Below are 13695 nucleotides of genomic sequence, written 5' to 3' on the forward strand. Positions count from 1 at the left end.
ACTTCAATCATCCGCCTGTTTGGGCGGCGGCAGGGTGAACCCCGACACCGAGCGCCGTAACTGGCTGGCCATCTTCGCCAGGTTGCCGATGCTTTCAGCGGTGGCGGTGGAGCCCGAGGAGGTCTGCGTGGTGATCTGCTGGATCACGTTCATGGTCAGGGAGATCTGCCCCGCCGACGAGGTCTGTTGCTGCGCCGCGTTGGAGATGCTCTGGATCAGCGCCGCCAGGGTTTTCGACACGCCTTCGATCTCTTCCAGCGCCACCCCGGCGTCCTGGGCCAGCCGCGCGCCGCGGACCACTTCGGTGGTGGTCTGCTCCATGGAGATCACCGCTTCGTTGGTGTCGGCCTGGATCGCCCGCACCAGGGTTTCGATCTGCCGCGTGGCCGCCGACGAGCGCTCGGCGAGCCGCTGCACTTCATCGGCAACCACCGCGAAGCCGCGCCCGGCATCCCCGGCCATGCTCGCCTGGATCGCGGCGTTGAGGGCCAGGATGTTGGTCTGGTCGGCGATGTCGTCGATCAGGCTGACGATGTCGCCAATCTCCTGGGACGACTCGCCCAGGCGCTTGATGCGCTTGGCGGTGTCCTGGATCTGTTCGCGGATGTTGTCCATGCCGTGGATGGTGTTGTGCACCACCTCGTTGCCTTTGTTGGCGATCTCCACCGAGCGCTCGGCCACCGCCGAGGATTCGGCTGCGTTGGCTGAGACCTGGTCGATGGACTGGGCCATCTGCTCGATCGCGGTGGAGGCTTCGGCGATTTGCTGGGCCTGGTGTTCCGAGGCTTGGGCCAGGTGCATGGCGGTGGCCTGGGTGTCCTGCACGGCGCCGGCGACCTGGCCGGCGGTGAGGTTGATGGTGGCGACCAGGTCGCGCAGTTGGTCCACGGAATAGTTGATGGAGTCGGCGATGGTGCCGGTGAAATCTTCGGTCACCGAGGCCGTCACCGTGAGGTCGCCGTCGGCCAGGTCTTCGATTTCATCGAGCAGGCGCATGATCGCGTTCTGGTTGCGTTCGTTCTTCTCGGCGGTTTCCCGCAGTTGCTGGTTGGTGGCGCGCACCATCACCAGGCCGATCAGGATGATCGAGGCCAGCGCCAGCAGGCCCAGTACATAGCCGCCGATGGTGTCGAAACTGCGCCCGTCGGCCAGGTTTTCAAAGCCGGTGGCCAGGTGCGAGGCTTCATCGAGCAGGGTTTGCGACAGGTTGAAAATGTTGTTCGCCGAGGCCCGCACCTGGAACAGCTGCGGCGAGGTTTCGAGGATTTCATCCACGGAGCCGGAAACAAACTCGAACAGCTCCGAGATTTCCGCCAGCCGCGCGCGGGCGTCGTGATCTTCGACCTGGGTGATGCGCAAGCCAGGGTTGCCCGCCAGCATGCCGTTAAGCACCTGGCCGAAACGGTTGGCATCGCGGCCAAAGGCATCGGCGGCCTGTACGGCGGTTTCGTCGCCGGCCAGTACGGTGTTGACCGCGCCCAGAATACGTTCGGCCAACAGCGACTGGCGCTGGGCCACGGCCACCTGGCTGGCCGGAGCGCCGCGTTGCAGCAGGATATCGACGACCTTTTCCGATTCCATCTGCAACTGCGGCACGGTTTCGGCCAGGGTCGCGGCCACCTGGTGCAGGGACAACACCGTCTGCTCGCTCGCGAGGATCGCATCGGTGTTTTTCAGCAGCGCTTCCCAGTCGGTCTGCACGGCACGCATTTCTGTGCGAACCGCGTTCGGTGCGGCGGGCAGGCCGGTGTCCGGGTCGCCTTTTTTCAGGTAGCCCCAGCGCCGGGCAAAATCGTTGCGCGCCTCTGCCAGCAGCTTGAACGCGGCGGCCTTGCCGGCGGCGGCTTCGGTGGCGTTCTTGGCGATACGCTGGGACAGCACGCGCAATTCACCGGCGTGGCCGATGTACTGCTTATCGTAGGTGGACTGGGTGTTGAGGTACGCAAAGTTGGCGAACAGCAGCATGATGAACACGATCAAGGCTATAAACAGCACGATGATCTGCGAGCGGCTGCGCGAACCGGCCTGGAGTTTGGGCGTGGTGGCGGTGGTCATGCGGCAACATCCATGAAGCCTGGAGCCTGGGCCAGGGCGAAGGGGATGAAGACCTGCCACAGCGGGTCGCCGTCGAACCGGCCCTGGATAAACGGCGCGCTGGGGCTGGCACTCGCCAGCAACGCGTCTTGTGCGAAATGCTGCATCCCCACCACCTCGTCCACCAGCAGTCCTACGAACAGATCGTTGTATTCCACCACCAGCACTCGCCGTTGCTTGCGCGGCCTGGACAGTTCAAGACCGAGAAACCCACCGAGGTCCATCACCGGCAGCAAACGCCCGCGCAGGTTGGCCACGCCCTTGACCCACGGCTTGACCCCCGGCATCAGGGTGCAGCGCGGTTCATGCAGGACTTCGGCGACTTCGCCCATGGGCGCCACATACCAATGCTGCCCCAGGCGAAAACCAATCCCGCTCCAATGCTGCAGGCGGGTTTCCTGGGACGGCAGATCGGCCGCCAGCAGACGGCAGCGGTGGTCGATGTCCAGCAGCAGCTCGAAAGCGGTTTGCGACTCGGTCATGATGGCGTGTCGTCAGCCGGCCAGCACCTTGTTCAGGGTGGCGATCAGGGTCTCTTCGTCCACCGGCTTGGTCAGGTAATCCTTGGCCCCCTGGCGCGCGCCCCAGATCTTGTCGGTTTCCTGATCCTTGGTGGTGATGATGATGATCGGAATCCGATTGGTTTCCGGCTCCTTGGACAACTGGCGCGTGGCCTGGAAGCCATTGAGGCCCGGCATCACGATGTCCATCAGCACCGCATCGGGCTTTTCCTGACGGGCCAGGGCCACGCCATCAGCACCGTTTTCGGCCTTGAGAACCTGGTGACCGTGCTTTTCCAGCATGCCAGTCAGTTTGTACATTTCGGTCGGCGAATCGTCGACGATCAGAACGCGTGCCATGGTTTTCCCCACTACATTGGTCGGCGCCAGCCCTTGTGAGGTGGCGTCAGTGTGCTTGTTCTACTGCGGCGAACCCAGGCACGTAGGCCTTGATCGCACCCAGCAGCTCTTCCTTGCTGAAAGGCTTGGTCAAAAACTGATCGACACCGACGATACGCCCCTTGGCCTTGTCGAACAGCCCGTCCTTGGAGGACAGCATGATCACCGGGATCGACTTGAACGCCGGGTTGTTCTTCACCAGGGCGCACGTCTGATAGCCATCCAGGCGCGGCATCATGATGTCGACAAAGATAATGTGCGGGTGATGATCCACAATCCTGGCCAGGGCATCGAAACCGTCGATGGCCGTGATGACATCGCAGCCCACGTTCTTCAACAAGGTCTCGGCAGTGCGACGGATCGTTTTCGAATCGTCGATCACCATCACTCTCAAGGCGTTGGAATGCTGTTCCATATCTGCTCTACCATCGCCACAGCGAATCGGTTTTCGGTGTGTACTGCCTGATGTTGCACAGGATGAGCGCCGCAAGCCTCGGAATTCAAGGGCCGCTGCGCCGTGGCAGTCTTTTTAGCACAGTCTCCGGGCGCAATCTATCGAGCAGCCTGCCAGGTGGTTTTTCCTTGACCCACAACAGTCGCAGCGCCACTCTGACTCCACTTTTATGCGCCCTAATTTGCTAGAGGAAATCCCCCATGAGCGTTCGCGTCGGCATTGTCATGGACCCTATCGCCAGCATTTCCTATAAAAAGGACAGTTCGCTGGCCATGCTCCTGGCCGCCCAGGCCCGCGGCTGGAGCCTGTTCTATATGGAGCAGAGCGATCTGTATCAGGGCGACGGCGAAGCCCGCGCACGCATGCGTCCGCTGCAGGTGTTTGCCAACCCTGAGAAGTGGTTCGAGCTGCATGACGAAATCGACAGCCCCCTGAGCGATCTGGACGTGATCCTGATGCGCAAGGACCCGCCGTTCAACATGGAGTTCGTCTACTCCACCTACCTGTTGGAGCAGGCCGAGCGCGCCGGTGTGTTGATCGTCAACAAGCCGCAGAGCCTGCGCGACTGCAACGAAAAACTCTTCGCCACGCTGTTCCCGCAGTGCACCCCGCCCACCGTGGTCAGCCGCCGCGCCGATGTGCTGCGTGAATTCGCCGCCAAGCACGGTGATGTGATCTTCAAACCGCTGGATGGCATGGGCGGCACGTCGATCTTCCGCCACAGCGCCGGCCACCCGAACCTGTCGGTGATCCTGGAGACCCTGACTGACCTGGGCACCCAGCAGATCATGGGCCAGGCCTATCTGCCAGCGATCAAGGACGGCGACAAGCGCATCCTGATGATCGACGGCGAGCCGGTGGATTACTGCCTGGCGCGTATCCCGGCGGCCGGCGAGACCCGTGGCAACCTGGCGGCCGGTGGTCGCGGTGAAGCGCGGCCGCTGTCGGACAAGGATCGTTGGATCGCTTCGCAAGTCGGCCCGACCCTGCGCGAAAAAGGCCTGTTGTTTGTTGGCCTGGACGTAATTGGTGAGCACCTCACCGAAATCAACGTCACCAGCCCGACCTGCATTCGCGAGATCGACAACGCCTTTGGCACCAACATCGGCGAAATGCTGATGGCGGCGATTGAACGCAAGCTCAAGGCCAAGTGACATAGAACAGCCGGACACGCACCAACATTGCGTTATCATGCGCCACCTGTGAAACGCGCGATGTTGGTTTTCCTGTCATGACACTCCCGTCCGATCTGCCCCCCGAATTCTCCCCAAGCGGCGTGCGCCCGGCTGATCGACTCGGATTTACCCTGTTTCTCGCGGCGCTGATCCACCTGGCGCTGCTCCTCGGCGTGGGTTTCACCCTGGTCGAGCCCAAGCAGATCACCAAGACCCTGGAAATCACCCTCGCCACGTTCAAGAGCGAAAAGAAGCCCGAAAAGGCCGACTTTCTCGCCCAGGACAACCAGCAGGGCAGCGGCACGCTCGACAAGAAAGCCGTGCCCAAGACCACCGAAGTGGCGCCGTTCCAGGACAACAAGGTCAATAAGGTCTCCCCGCCACCGACGCCCAAGCCCGAGGTCAAGCAGGCCGCGCCCAAGGTTGCGGTGACCACGGTCGCGCCCAAACCGCAGAAAGCCCCGGTCCAGCGCGAGAAAACCAAGACCGAGCCGCAACCCGAGCCGGTCAAGCCTGCGCCGACCTTCGACAGCTCGCAGCTTTCCGACCAGATCTCCAGCCTTGAAGCAGAACTGGCCAACGAACAACAGCTGTACGCCAAGCGCCCACGCATCTACCGCCTGAATGCCGCCTCCACCATGCGCGACAAGGGCGCCTGGTATAAGGATGAGTGGCGCAAGAAAGTCGAACGCATCGGCAACCTCAACTACCCGGACGAAGCCCGCCGCCAGCAGATTTATGGCAACTTGCGCTTGCTGGTGTCGATCAACCGCGACGGGACGCTCTATGAAGTGCAGGTGCTGGAGTCGTCCGGCCAGCCGCTACTGGACCAGGCCGCCCAGCGCATCGTGCGCCTGGCCGCGCCCTTTGCGCCGTTCAGCGGCGACCTGAACGATGTGGACCGCCTGGAAATCATCCGCACCTGGCGGTTCGCCAAGGGCGATCGCCTGTCCAGCAACTGATAACACCGCTCCTACAGAAAAGCCGCCGGCGCTGTATTCGGATCACTCCCGGCTTGTCAGTTCGCCCCTCCAACGCCACACTAGCGGACATGAAAAATGTCAGCCCGACCTACCTCAAGCACCAATTCCTGATCGCCATGCCCCACATGGCCGACCCGAACTTTGCGCAGACCTTGACCTACATCGTCGAGCACACGGCCAATGGTGCCATGGGGCTGGTGGTGAACCGTCCGCAGGAGCTGAACCTGGCCGATATCCTTGAGCAATTGCGCCCGGAAATCGACCCGCCGGCCCGTTGCCAGGGCGTGCCGATCTACATCGGCGGGCCGGTGCAGACCGATCGCGGCTTCGTACTGCACCCGACCGGGCCGAAATTCCAGGCCACGGTGGACCTCGACGGCGTGTCGCTGTCCACGTCCCAGGATGTGCTGTTCGCCATCGCCGACGGCGTCGGCCCCGAACACAGCGTGATCACCCTCGGCTACGCCGGCTGGGAAGCCGGGCAGTTGGAGGCCGAACTGGCCAATAACGCCTGGTTGACCTGCCCTTACGACGCCGACATTTTGTTCAATACCGCCAGCGAACTGCGCCTGGAAGCGGCCGCGGCCAAGCTGCGGGTCAACCTCAGCCTGCTGACCAGCCAGGCGGGGCACGCCTGATGGCCTTGCGTCTGATTCTCGGTTTCGACTACGGCACCAAACAGATCGGCGTAGCGGTCGGCCAGGTCATCACCGGCCAGGCCCGCGAGCTGTGTACCTTGAAAGCCCAGAACGGCATACCGGACTGGAACCAGGTCGAAGCCCTGATCAAAGAGTGGAAGCCCGATGCAGTGGTGGTCGGCCTGCCCTTGAACATGGACGGCACCCCCAGCGACATGTGCCTGCGCGCCGAAAAGTTCGCGCGCCGCCTCAACGGCCGCTACAACCTGCCCTTCTATACCCACGATGAGCGCCTGACGACCTTCGAAGCCAAGGGCGAGCGCCGCGATCGTGGCGGGCAGAAAGGCAGCTACCGCGACAACCCCGTGGACGCCATCGCCGCCGCCTTGCTGTTGCAGGGTTGGCTGGATGAAAACACCGCTTTATTTGAATCCTGACTGACGCGGCTTGCCGCGTCTTTTTACGTTTGAGCCCGGTCCTTGCTGGCAACCCCTGCCGCGCAAGGCCTTGAAGGAGCCACCATGAGCCTGCCCAATCCCGCCGAACTGATCAGCCAGATGGCGATTCGCCTCAAGGCCCATCTGAAACACCGAGCCATCAGCGAGCCGCGCTTCATCGGCATTCGCACCGGCGGCGTATGGGTGGCCCAGGCGCTGCTGCAAGAGCTGGGCAGCGACTCGCCCCTGGGTACGCTGGATGTGTCCTTCTACCGCGACGACTTCAGCCAGAACGGCCTGCACCCGCAAGTGCGCCCGTCGGCCCTGCCGTTCGAGATCGAAGGCCAGCACCTGGTGCTGATCGACGACGTGCTGATGAGCGGTCGCACCGTCCGCGCCGCGCTGAATGAGCTGTTCGACTATGGCCGCCCCGCCAGCGTGACCCTGGTCTGCCTGCTGGACCTGGACGCCGGCGAGCTGCCGATCAGCCCGGACGTGGTCGGCGCGACCCTGTCACTTTCAGCACGCCAGCGGGTAAAATTGTCCGGTCCCACGCCGCTCGTACTCGAACTGCAAGACCTTGCCCTTTAAACCGCCTTGTAAAGAGTCCCCGCGATGACGCCTCTAGATGCCAAGCGCCCGCTGCAGCTCAATGCTCAGGGCCAGCTGCAACACTTCTTGTCCCTCGACGGTTTGCCCCGCGAACTGCTCACCGAAATCCTCGACACCGCCGACTCGTTCCTCGAAGTCGGTGGCCGGGCGGTGAAGAAAGTCCCGCTGCTGCGCGGCAAGACCATCTGCAACGTGTTCTTCGAGAACTCCACCCGCACCCGCACCACCTTCGAACTGGCGGCCCAGCGGTTGTCGGCCGACGTGATCACCCTGAATGTGTCGACCTCGTCGGCGAGCAAGGGCGAGACCCTGCTCGACACCCTGCGCAACCTTGAAGCGATGGCCGCCGACATGTTCGTGGTGCGCCACGGCGACTCCGGTGCCGCGCACTTCATCGCCGAGCACGTGTGCCCGCAAGTGGCGATCATCAACGGCGGCGACGGCCGTCACGCCCACCCGACCCAGGGCATGCTCGACATGCTCACCATCCGTCGGCACAAGGGCAGCTTTGAAAACCTCTCGGTGGCCATCGTCGGCGACATCCTGCATTCGCGGGTGGCACGCTCGAACATGCTCGCCCTGAAAGCCCTGGGTTGCCCGGACATTCGCGTGATCGCGCCGAAAACCCTGCTGCCCATCGGCATCGAGCAGTACGGTGTGAAGGTCTACACCGACATGACCGAAGGCCTCAAGGACGTGGACGTGGTGATCATGCTGCGCCTGCAACGCGAGCGCATGGCCGGTGGCCTGCTGCCGAGCGAGGGCGAGTTCTACCGCCTGTTCGGCCTGACCACCACGCGCCTGGCCGGCGCCAAGCCGGACGCCATCGTGATGCACCCGGGGCCGATCAACCGAGGGGTGGAGATCGAGTCGGCGGTGGCCGATGGCAACCAGTCGGTGATTCTCAACCAAGTGACCTACGGCATCGCTGTGCGCATGGCCGTATTGTCCATGGCCATGAGCGGGCAGACCGCGCAACGTCAATTCGAGCAGGAGAAGGCCCAGTGAAGCTCAGCATTCTCGGCGCCCGCGTCATCGATCCGGCCAGAGGCCTGGATCACGTCACCGATCTTCATCTGGAAGCCGGCAAGGTCATCGCCATCGGCGCCGCGCCCGCTGGCTTCAGCGCCAGCGAGACGATCGACGCCAAAGGCCTGGTGGCCGCGCCAGGGCTGGTCGACCTGAACGTCGCCCTGCGCGAGCCGGGTTACAGCCGCAAAGGCAGCATCGCCAGCGAAACCCGCGCCGCCGCCGCCGGTGGCGTCACCAGCCTGTGCTGCCCGCCGCACACCAAGCCGGTGCTGGACACCTCGGCCGTAACCGAACTGATCCTCGACCGCGCCCGCGAAGCCGGCAATTGCAAAGTGTTCCCCATCGGCGCCCTGAGCAAAGGCCTGGACGGCGAACAACTGGCCGAACTGATCGCGCTGCGCGATGCCGGCTGCGTGGCCTTCGGCAACGGCCTGGAGGGTTTTCGCAACAGCCGCACCCTGTGCCGCGCCCTGGAATACGCGGCCACCTTCGATTTGACGGTGATCTTCCACTCCCAGGACCGCGACCTGGCCGAAGGCGGCCTGGCCCATGAAGGCGCCGTGGCCAGCTTCCTCGGCCTGCCGGGCATCCCGGAAACCGCCGAAACCGTGGCCCTGGCCCGTGACCTGCTGCTGGTGGAACAAAGCGGCGTGCGCGCGCACTTCAGCCAACTGACCAGCGCCCGTGGCGTTGCCCTGATCGCCCAGGCCCAGGCCCGGGGTTTGCCGGTGACGGCAGACGTGGCGTTGTATCAGTTGCTGCTGACGGACGAGGCGCTGATCGACTTCTCCAGCCTGTATCACGTCCAACCGCCGCTGCGCACCCGTGCCGACCGCGACGGTTTGCGCGCAGCAGTGAAATCCGGCGTGGTCTCGGCGATTTCCAGCCACCACCAGCCCCACGAGCGCGATGCCAAGCTGGCCCCGTTTGGCGCGACCGAGCCAGGCATCAGCAGCGTCGAGTTGTTGCTGCCGCTGGCGATGACCTTGGTGGAGGATGGCTTGCTGGACCTGCCGACACTGCTGGCGCGCCTGAGCGCCGGCCCGGCCGAAGCCTTGCGCCTGCCAGCGGGCAAGTTGGCGGTGGGCGCCGCAGCGGACCTGGTGCTGTTCGACCCCGCCAGCAGCACCGTCGCCGGTGAAACCTGGCTGTCCAAGGGTAAAAACTGCCCGTTCATCGGCCATAGCCTGCCGGCGAGCGTGCGCTACACCCTGGTGGACGGACGCATCAGCTACCAGGCCTGATACAAGTCGGGAGTGAGCACAGTCAATGTGGGAGGGGGCTTGCCCCCTCCCACATTTGCTTGTCTGTATGGCTGAGAGATTCAGCGCCCGCCTCTTAGCTCGGCATTGCGGATCGAAATCTGCGTATTCAACGTCCAGAAGTCATACAGCACCCCCACCAGGAACAAACCGCCGGTCAGCAGGTAGATCAGGCCGGTGATCCATTTGCCCTGGTACATGCGGTGCACGCCGAACACCCCCAGGAACGCCAGCAGAATCCACGCCACGTTGTATTCGATAGGCCCGGCGGTAAAACGCAGGTCCGCTTCACGGTCCATGGCCGGGATGAGGAACAGGTCGATCAGCCAGCCGATCCCCAGCAGGCCGAGGGTGAAAAACCAGATCGTACCGGTCACGGGTTTGCCGTAATAGAAGCGATGGGCGCCGGTAAAACCGAAAATCCACAACAGGTAACCGATCACCTTGCTGTGGGTGTCTTGCTGCGAACCAAGCTGTTGATAGGTGTTCATCGCGTACCTCTTTTGCCTCGATAGATAAAAATTTTCATTTTCTTTGTGACTTTTTTACGAGCGCCCGACGTACGGCAAATGGTATCTTCCCTCCCCTGAAAGCCTTATGCCACCTGACTTGTGTAGGACAATTGCGGCAATTCGTCGCGTATTTCCTGAATTTGACCCCAAGGTTCAGTCGACAAACGGCCTGAGAACGACACAAAAAGCTGTTATAAAGTTGCGCGCAAACCCATAAGAGCCACGCCTAATGCGACCATTTTTCAAGACATGGCTAACCATTTGCCTATTAATGCCACTGGCCGCCCACGCCACCAATCGTGAGCAACGACTTCCGAACGTCAACGGTTTCACCCCTAAAGTCCACAGCACGCCAAGCACCGCCAAAACGGCAAAGCCGACCGTCAGCCGCCCGACTCAACTGAGCAAGGCCCACGGTAAAGCCACTCCAGGCCTGATGGCAGCCAACACCAAACAAAGCAGCACCGTCCTCAGCCGCGCCGTCAACGTGCTCGGTACTCCTTATCGTTGGGGCGGCAGCAGCCCAAGTAAAGGGTTCGACTGCAGCGGCTTGGTGAAATATGCGTTTAACAACGTATCGGCCGTGGATTTGCCGCGCACATCCAACGCCATGGCCGCCGGCCACGGGCAGAAGGTTGCGCGCAAGGACCTGAAACCGGGCGACCTGCTGTTCTTCAAGCTCAAGAGCCGCCAGGTCAACCACGTGGCCATCTACCTGGGCAACGACCGCTTTATCCACGCACCGCGTCGTGGCAAGTCGGTCAGCATCGACACGCTGAAAAAACCGTTCTGGGACAAGAACTACGTGATCGCCAAGCGGGTTCTGCCCAAAGATCACAACAATCTGCGCATCGTTCAACGCTAACGTACGCTACAGCATGTGGGAGGGAGCTTGCTCCTTCCCACATTTGATTCTCCTCGCCCAACCTCATATATCCCCAGGCACCCTCGCCTTCTCCATCGCCGCCTCCCGGCTGATCTGCCCCGCGCTGACCAACGCCTTCAAACTCATATCCAACGTCTTCATCCCCAGCGCACCACCGGTCTGGATCGCCGAGACGATCTGCGCCACCTTGTCTTCGCGGATCAGATTGCGAATGGCCGGCGTGCCCAGCATGATTTCGTGAGCCGCCACGCGCCCGCAGCCGACCTTCTTGACCAGCACCTGTGACACCACCGCCTGCAGCGATTCCGACAGCATCGTGCGGACCATGGCCTTTTCCCCCGCCGGGAACACGTCTACCAGCCGGTCTACGGTCTTTGCCGCCGAAGTGGTGTGCAAGGTGCCCAATACCAGGTGACCGGTCTCAGCGGCCGTCAGCGCCAGGCGGATGGTCTCCAGGTCGCGCAACTCGCCCACCAGGATCACATCCGGGTCTTCCCGCAGCGCCGAGCGCAGGGCGGTGGAGAAACTATGGGTGTCGCGGTGCACCTGGCGCTGGTTGATCAGGGCGGTTTTCGGCGTGTGGATAAATTCGATGGGGTCTTCCAGCGTGAGGATGTGCTGGCGTCGGTGCTGGTTGAGGTCGTCGATCATCGCCGCCAGGGTAGTGGACTTGCCGGAGCCGGTCGGCCCGGTCACCAGCACCAGGCCACGGGGTAAGCGGGCGATACGCTGGAACACGTCGCCCAGGCCGAGGCTTTCCAGGCTCTGTACCTGGCCCGGGATGGTGCGGAACACCGCCCCCATGCCGCGATCCTGCTGGAACACATTCGCCCGAAAACGCGCCACGCCGGGCAGCTCGAAGGCAAAATCCGTTTCAAGAGATGTTTCGAAATCCTTTTGTTGGTGCTGGTTGAGCAAAGGGCTTAATAAATCCGCCACTTGCTGGGGTGAAAGCACCGGCCAATCCAGCGGCCAGACCTCGCCATCCACGCGCAACATCGGCGCCACGCCAGCCGATACGTGCAGGTCGGAGGCGCCACGGCGCACGCTGGCCATAAGCAATTCAGTGATATCCATAGGGCTTTCCATTTCCAGTAGAATGCCGCGGACTCCATATCCACGGGCGCATCTTGAATGTCGACGATAGCAGACAACATCGGTCAGGTTAGCCAGCGCATCCGCGCCGCCGCCGACGCCGTGCAACGTGACGCAAACAGCATCCACCTGCTGGCCGTGAGCAAGACCAAACCCGCACAAGCCCTGCGCGAAGCCTATGCCGCCGGTCTGTGCGACTTTGGCGAGAACTACCTGCAGGAAGCCCTGGGCAAACAGGCCGAATTAACCGACCTGCCCTTGAGTTGGCACTTCATCGGCCCCATTCAATCGAACAAGACTCGCGCGATCGCCGAGAACTTCGCTTGGGTGCATTCCGTGGACCGTCTGAAAATTGCACAACGCCTGTCCGAACAACGCCCGGCCGACCTGCCGCCGCTGAACATCTGCATCCAGGTCAATGTCAGCGGCGAAGCCAGCAAGTCCGGTTGCGCCCCCGCCGACCTGCCGGCCCTGGCCCATGCCATCAGCGCCCTGCCGCGCCTGAAGCTGCGCGGCCTGATGGCGATCCCCGAGCCGACCGAAGATCGGACCGAACAAGACGCAGCGTTCGCCGCCGTACGCGACCTGCAAGCCAGCTTGAACCTGCCGCTCGACACACTTTCCATGGGCATGAGCCACGACCTCGAATCCGCCATCGCCCAAGGTGCCACCTGGGTGCGGATCGGTACCGCGCTGTTTGGCGCCCGCGACTACGGCCAGCCGTGAAATGGCTGACTTCCCACTGAATAAGGACCTGTCATGAGCAACACGCGTATTGCCTTTATCGGCGCCGGTAACATGGCGGCCAGCCTGATCGGCGGCCTGCGGGCCGAGGGCCTGGACGCCGCGCAGATCCGCGCCAGCGACCCAGGCGCCGACACTCGTGCCCGCGTCAGCGCCGAGCACGGCATTGAAACCTTCGCCGACAACGCCGAGGCCATCCAGGGCGTCGACGTGATCGTACTGGCGGTGAAGCCGCAAGCCATGAAGGCCGTGTGCGAAAGCCTGCGCCCGAGCCTGCAGCCGCACCAACTGGTGGTGTCCATCGCCGCCGGTATCACCTGCGCCAGCATGAAGAACTGGCTCGGCGCGCAACCGATCGTACGTTGCATGCCCAACACCCCGGCGTTGCTGCGTCAGGGCGTGAGTGGCCTGTACGCCACCGCCGAAGTGAGCATCGAGCAACGCGACCAGGCCCAGCAACTGCTGTCCGCCGTGGGCATCGCCCTGTGGCTGGAACAGGAGCAGCAACTGGACGCGGTCACCGCCGTGTCCGGCAGTGGCCCGGCGTATTTCTTCCTGCTGATCGAAGCCATGACCGCCGCCGGCGTGAAACTGGGCCTGAGCCGCGACATCGCCGAGCAACTGGCCAAGCAGACCGCGCTGGGTGCCGCGAAAATGGCCGTCGCAAGCGACGTGGACGCCGCCGAGTTGCGCCGTCGTGTGACCTCCCCTGGCGGCACCACGCAGGCAGCCATCGAATCGTTCCAGGCCGGGGGCTTCGAAGCCCTGGTGGAAAAAGCGCTGGGGGCTGCGGCGCATCGTTCGGCCGAAATGGCCGAACAGCTGGGCAAATAGTCGTTCCCGACTGCAACGGAACTCGACGCAACTGGATC

16 protein-coding genes are annotated in these 13695 nt (G+C 63.0%); 10 read left to right on the plus strand and 6 right to left on the minus strand.

The annotated features are described in order from the left end of the window. Nucleotides 1–3 precede the first annotated feature (3 nt). Genes ACLH0J_RS07385 through pilG form a run of 4 tightly spaced genes read right to left on the minus strand, consistent with a single transcriptional unit; the run spans nucleotide 4 to nucleotide 3408 of the window. Nucleotides 4–2055, minus strand: coding sequence for a methyl-accepting chemotaxis protein (locus ACLH0J_RS07385; RefSeq protein ID WP_411391456.1), 2052 nt, complete (start codon nucleotides 2053–2055; stop codon nucleotides 4–6). Beyond that, nucleotides 2052–2576 (minus strand): chemotaxis protein CheW, encoded by a 525-nt coding sequence (locus tag ACLH0J_RS07390; protein ID WP_411391457.1) that lies wholly within the window; start codon nucleotides 2574–2576, stop codon nucleotides 2052–2054. The genes ACLH0J_RS07385 and ACLH0J_RS07390 overlap by 4 nt, the downstream gene beginning before the upstream one ends. Before the next feature lie 12 nt (nucleotides 2577–2588). Then, the gene (pilH, locus tag ACLH0J_RS07395; protein WP_010564378.1) at nucleotides 2589–2954 is read right to left on the minus strand and encodes a twitching motility response regulator PilH; all 366 of its coding nucleotides are present in this window, start codon (nucleotides 2952–2954) and stop codon (nucleotides 2589–2591) included. Between the two features lie 46 nt (nucleotides 2955–3000). Continuing rightward, complete coding sequence (pilG, locus tag ACLH0J_RS07400; protein WP_010564379.1) at nucleotides 3001–3408, minus strand: twitching motility response regulator PilG; 408 nt, start codon at nucleotides 3406–3408, stop codon at nucleotides 3001–3003. A gap of 239 nt (nucleotides 3409–3647) precedes the next feature. Here pilG and gshB point away from each other — a divergent pair, with 239 nt between their 5' ends. From gshB to ACLH0J_RS07435, 7 genes are all read left to right on the plus strand, one after another. Next, on the plus strand, nucleotides 3648–4601 hold the full coding sequence (gene gshB / locus ACLH0J_RS07405; protein WP_411391458.1) for a glutathione synthase: 954 nt from the start codon (nucleotides 3648–3650) through the stop codon (nucleotides 4599–4601). A 77-nt stretch (nucleotides 4602–4678) separates the two neighbouring features. Further along, the gene (locus ACLH0J_RS07410) at nucleotides 4679–5584 is read left to right on the plus strand and encodes an energy transducer TonB (RefSeq protein WP_411391459.1); all 906 of its coding nucleotides are present in this window, start codon (nucleotides 4679–4681) and stop codon (nucleotides 5582–5584) included. An 89-nt stretch (nucleotides 5585–5673) separates the two neighbouring features. Continuing rightward, entirely contained in the window at nucleotides 5674–6243 is a 570-nt protein-coding gene (locus ACLH0J_RS07415) for a YqgE/AlgH family protein (RefSeq protein WP_411391460.1), read from the plus strand. Continuing rightward, complete coding sequence (ruvX, locus tag ACLH0J_RS07420) at nucleotides 6243–6680, plus strand: Holliday junction resolvase RuvX (protein ID WP_005792259.1); 438 nt, start codon at nucleotides 6243–6245, stop codon at nucleotides 6678–6680. Before ACLH0J_RS07415 ends, ruvX begins: the two co-directional genes overlap by 1 nt. Nucleotides 6681–6764: 84 nt before the next feature. Further along, a complete protein-coding gene (gene pyrR, locus ACLH0J_RS07425) occupies nucleotides 6765–7271 on the plus strand; it encodes a bifunctional pyr operon transcriptional regulator/uracil phosphoribosyltransferase PyrR (RefSeq protein ID WP_411391461.1) in 507 nt (168 codons plus the stop codon). Between the two features lie 24 nt (nucleotides 7272–7295). After that, nucleotides 7296–8300, plus strand: coding sequence for an aspartate carbamoyltransferase catalytic subunit (locus tag ACLH0J_RS07430; protein ID WP_411391462.1), 1005 nt, complete (start codon nucleotides 7296–7298; stop codon nucleotides 8298–8300). Continuing rightward, nucleotides 8297–9568 carry a dihydroorotase gene (locus ACLH0J_RS07435; protein ID WP_411391463.1) on the plus strand — a complete coding sequence of 424 codons (1272 nt, stop codon included), beginning with the start codon at nucleotides 8297–8299 and terminating at the stop codon, nucleotides 9566–9568. The genes ACLH0J_RS07430 and ACLH0J_RS07435 overlap by 4 nt, the downstream gene beginning before the upstream one ends. A gap of 80 nt (nucleotides 9569–9648) precedes the next feature. Here ACLH0J_RS07435 and ACLH0J_RS07440 read toward each other — a convergent pair whose 3' ends face one another. Then, nucleotides 9649–10077 carry an NINE protein gene (locus ACLH0J_RS07440; protein WP_411391464.1) on the minus strand — a complete coding sequence of 143 codons (429 nt, stop codon included), beginning with the start codon at nucleotides 10075–10077 and terminating at the stop codon, nucleotides 9649–9651. Between the two features lie 250 nt (nucleotides 10078–10327). Here ACLH0J_RS07440 and ACLH0J_RS07445 point away from each other — a divergent pair, with 250 nt between their 5' ends. Continuing rightward, nucleotides 10328–10963, plus strand: a complete 636-nt coding sequence (locus ACLH0J_RS07445; RefSeq protein WP_411391465.1) for a C40 family peptidase — start codon at nucleotides 10328–10330, stop codon at nucleotides 10961–10963. A 63-nt stretch (nucleotides 10964–11026) separates the two neighbouring features. Here ACLH0J_RS07445 and ACLH0J_RS07450 read toward each other — a convergent pair whose 3' ends face one another. Beyond that, on the minus strand, nucleotides 11027–12061 hold the full coding sequence (locus ACLH0J_RS07450) for a type IV pilus twitching motility protein PilT (RefSeq protein ID WP_411391466.1): 1035 nt from the start codon (nucleotides 12059–12061) through the stop codon (nucleotides 11027–11029). 57 nt (nucleotides 12062–12118) lie between these two features. On the opposite strand from ACLH0J_RS07450, the gene ACLH0J_RS07455 reads away from it, so the two are divergent. Together ACLH0J_RS07455 and proC are read left to right on the plus strand one after the other, a co-directional pair. Next, a complete protein-coding gene (locus ACLH0J_RS07455) occupies nucleotides 12119–12805 on the plus strand; it encodes a YggS family pyridoxal phosphate-dependent enzyme (protein WP_411391467.1) in 687 nt (228 codons plus the stop codon). Between the two features lie 33 nt (nucleotides 12806–12838). Beyond that, the gene (gene proC, locus ACLH0J_RS07460; protein ID WP_411391468.1) at nucleotides 12839–13657 is read left to right on the plus strand and encodes a pyrroline-5-carboxylate reductase; all 819 of its coding nucleotides are present in this window, start codon (nucleotides 12839–12841) and stop codon (nucleotides 13655–13657) included. Nucleotides 13658–13695: the final 38 nt, after the last annotated feature.

The sequence above is a fragment of the Pseudomonas sp. MPB23 genome (assembly GCF_046605395.1).
Lineage (GTDB): Bacteria > Pseudomonadota > Gammaproteobacteria > Pseudomonadales > Pseudomonadaceae > Aquipseudomonas.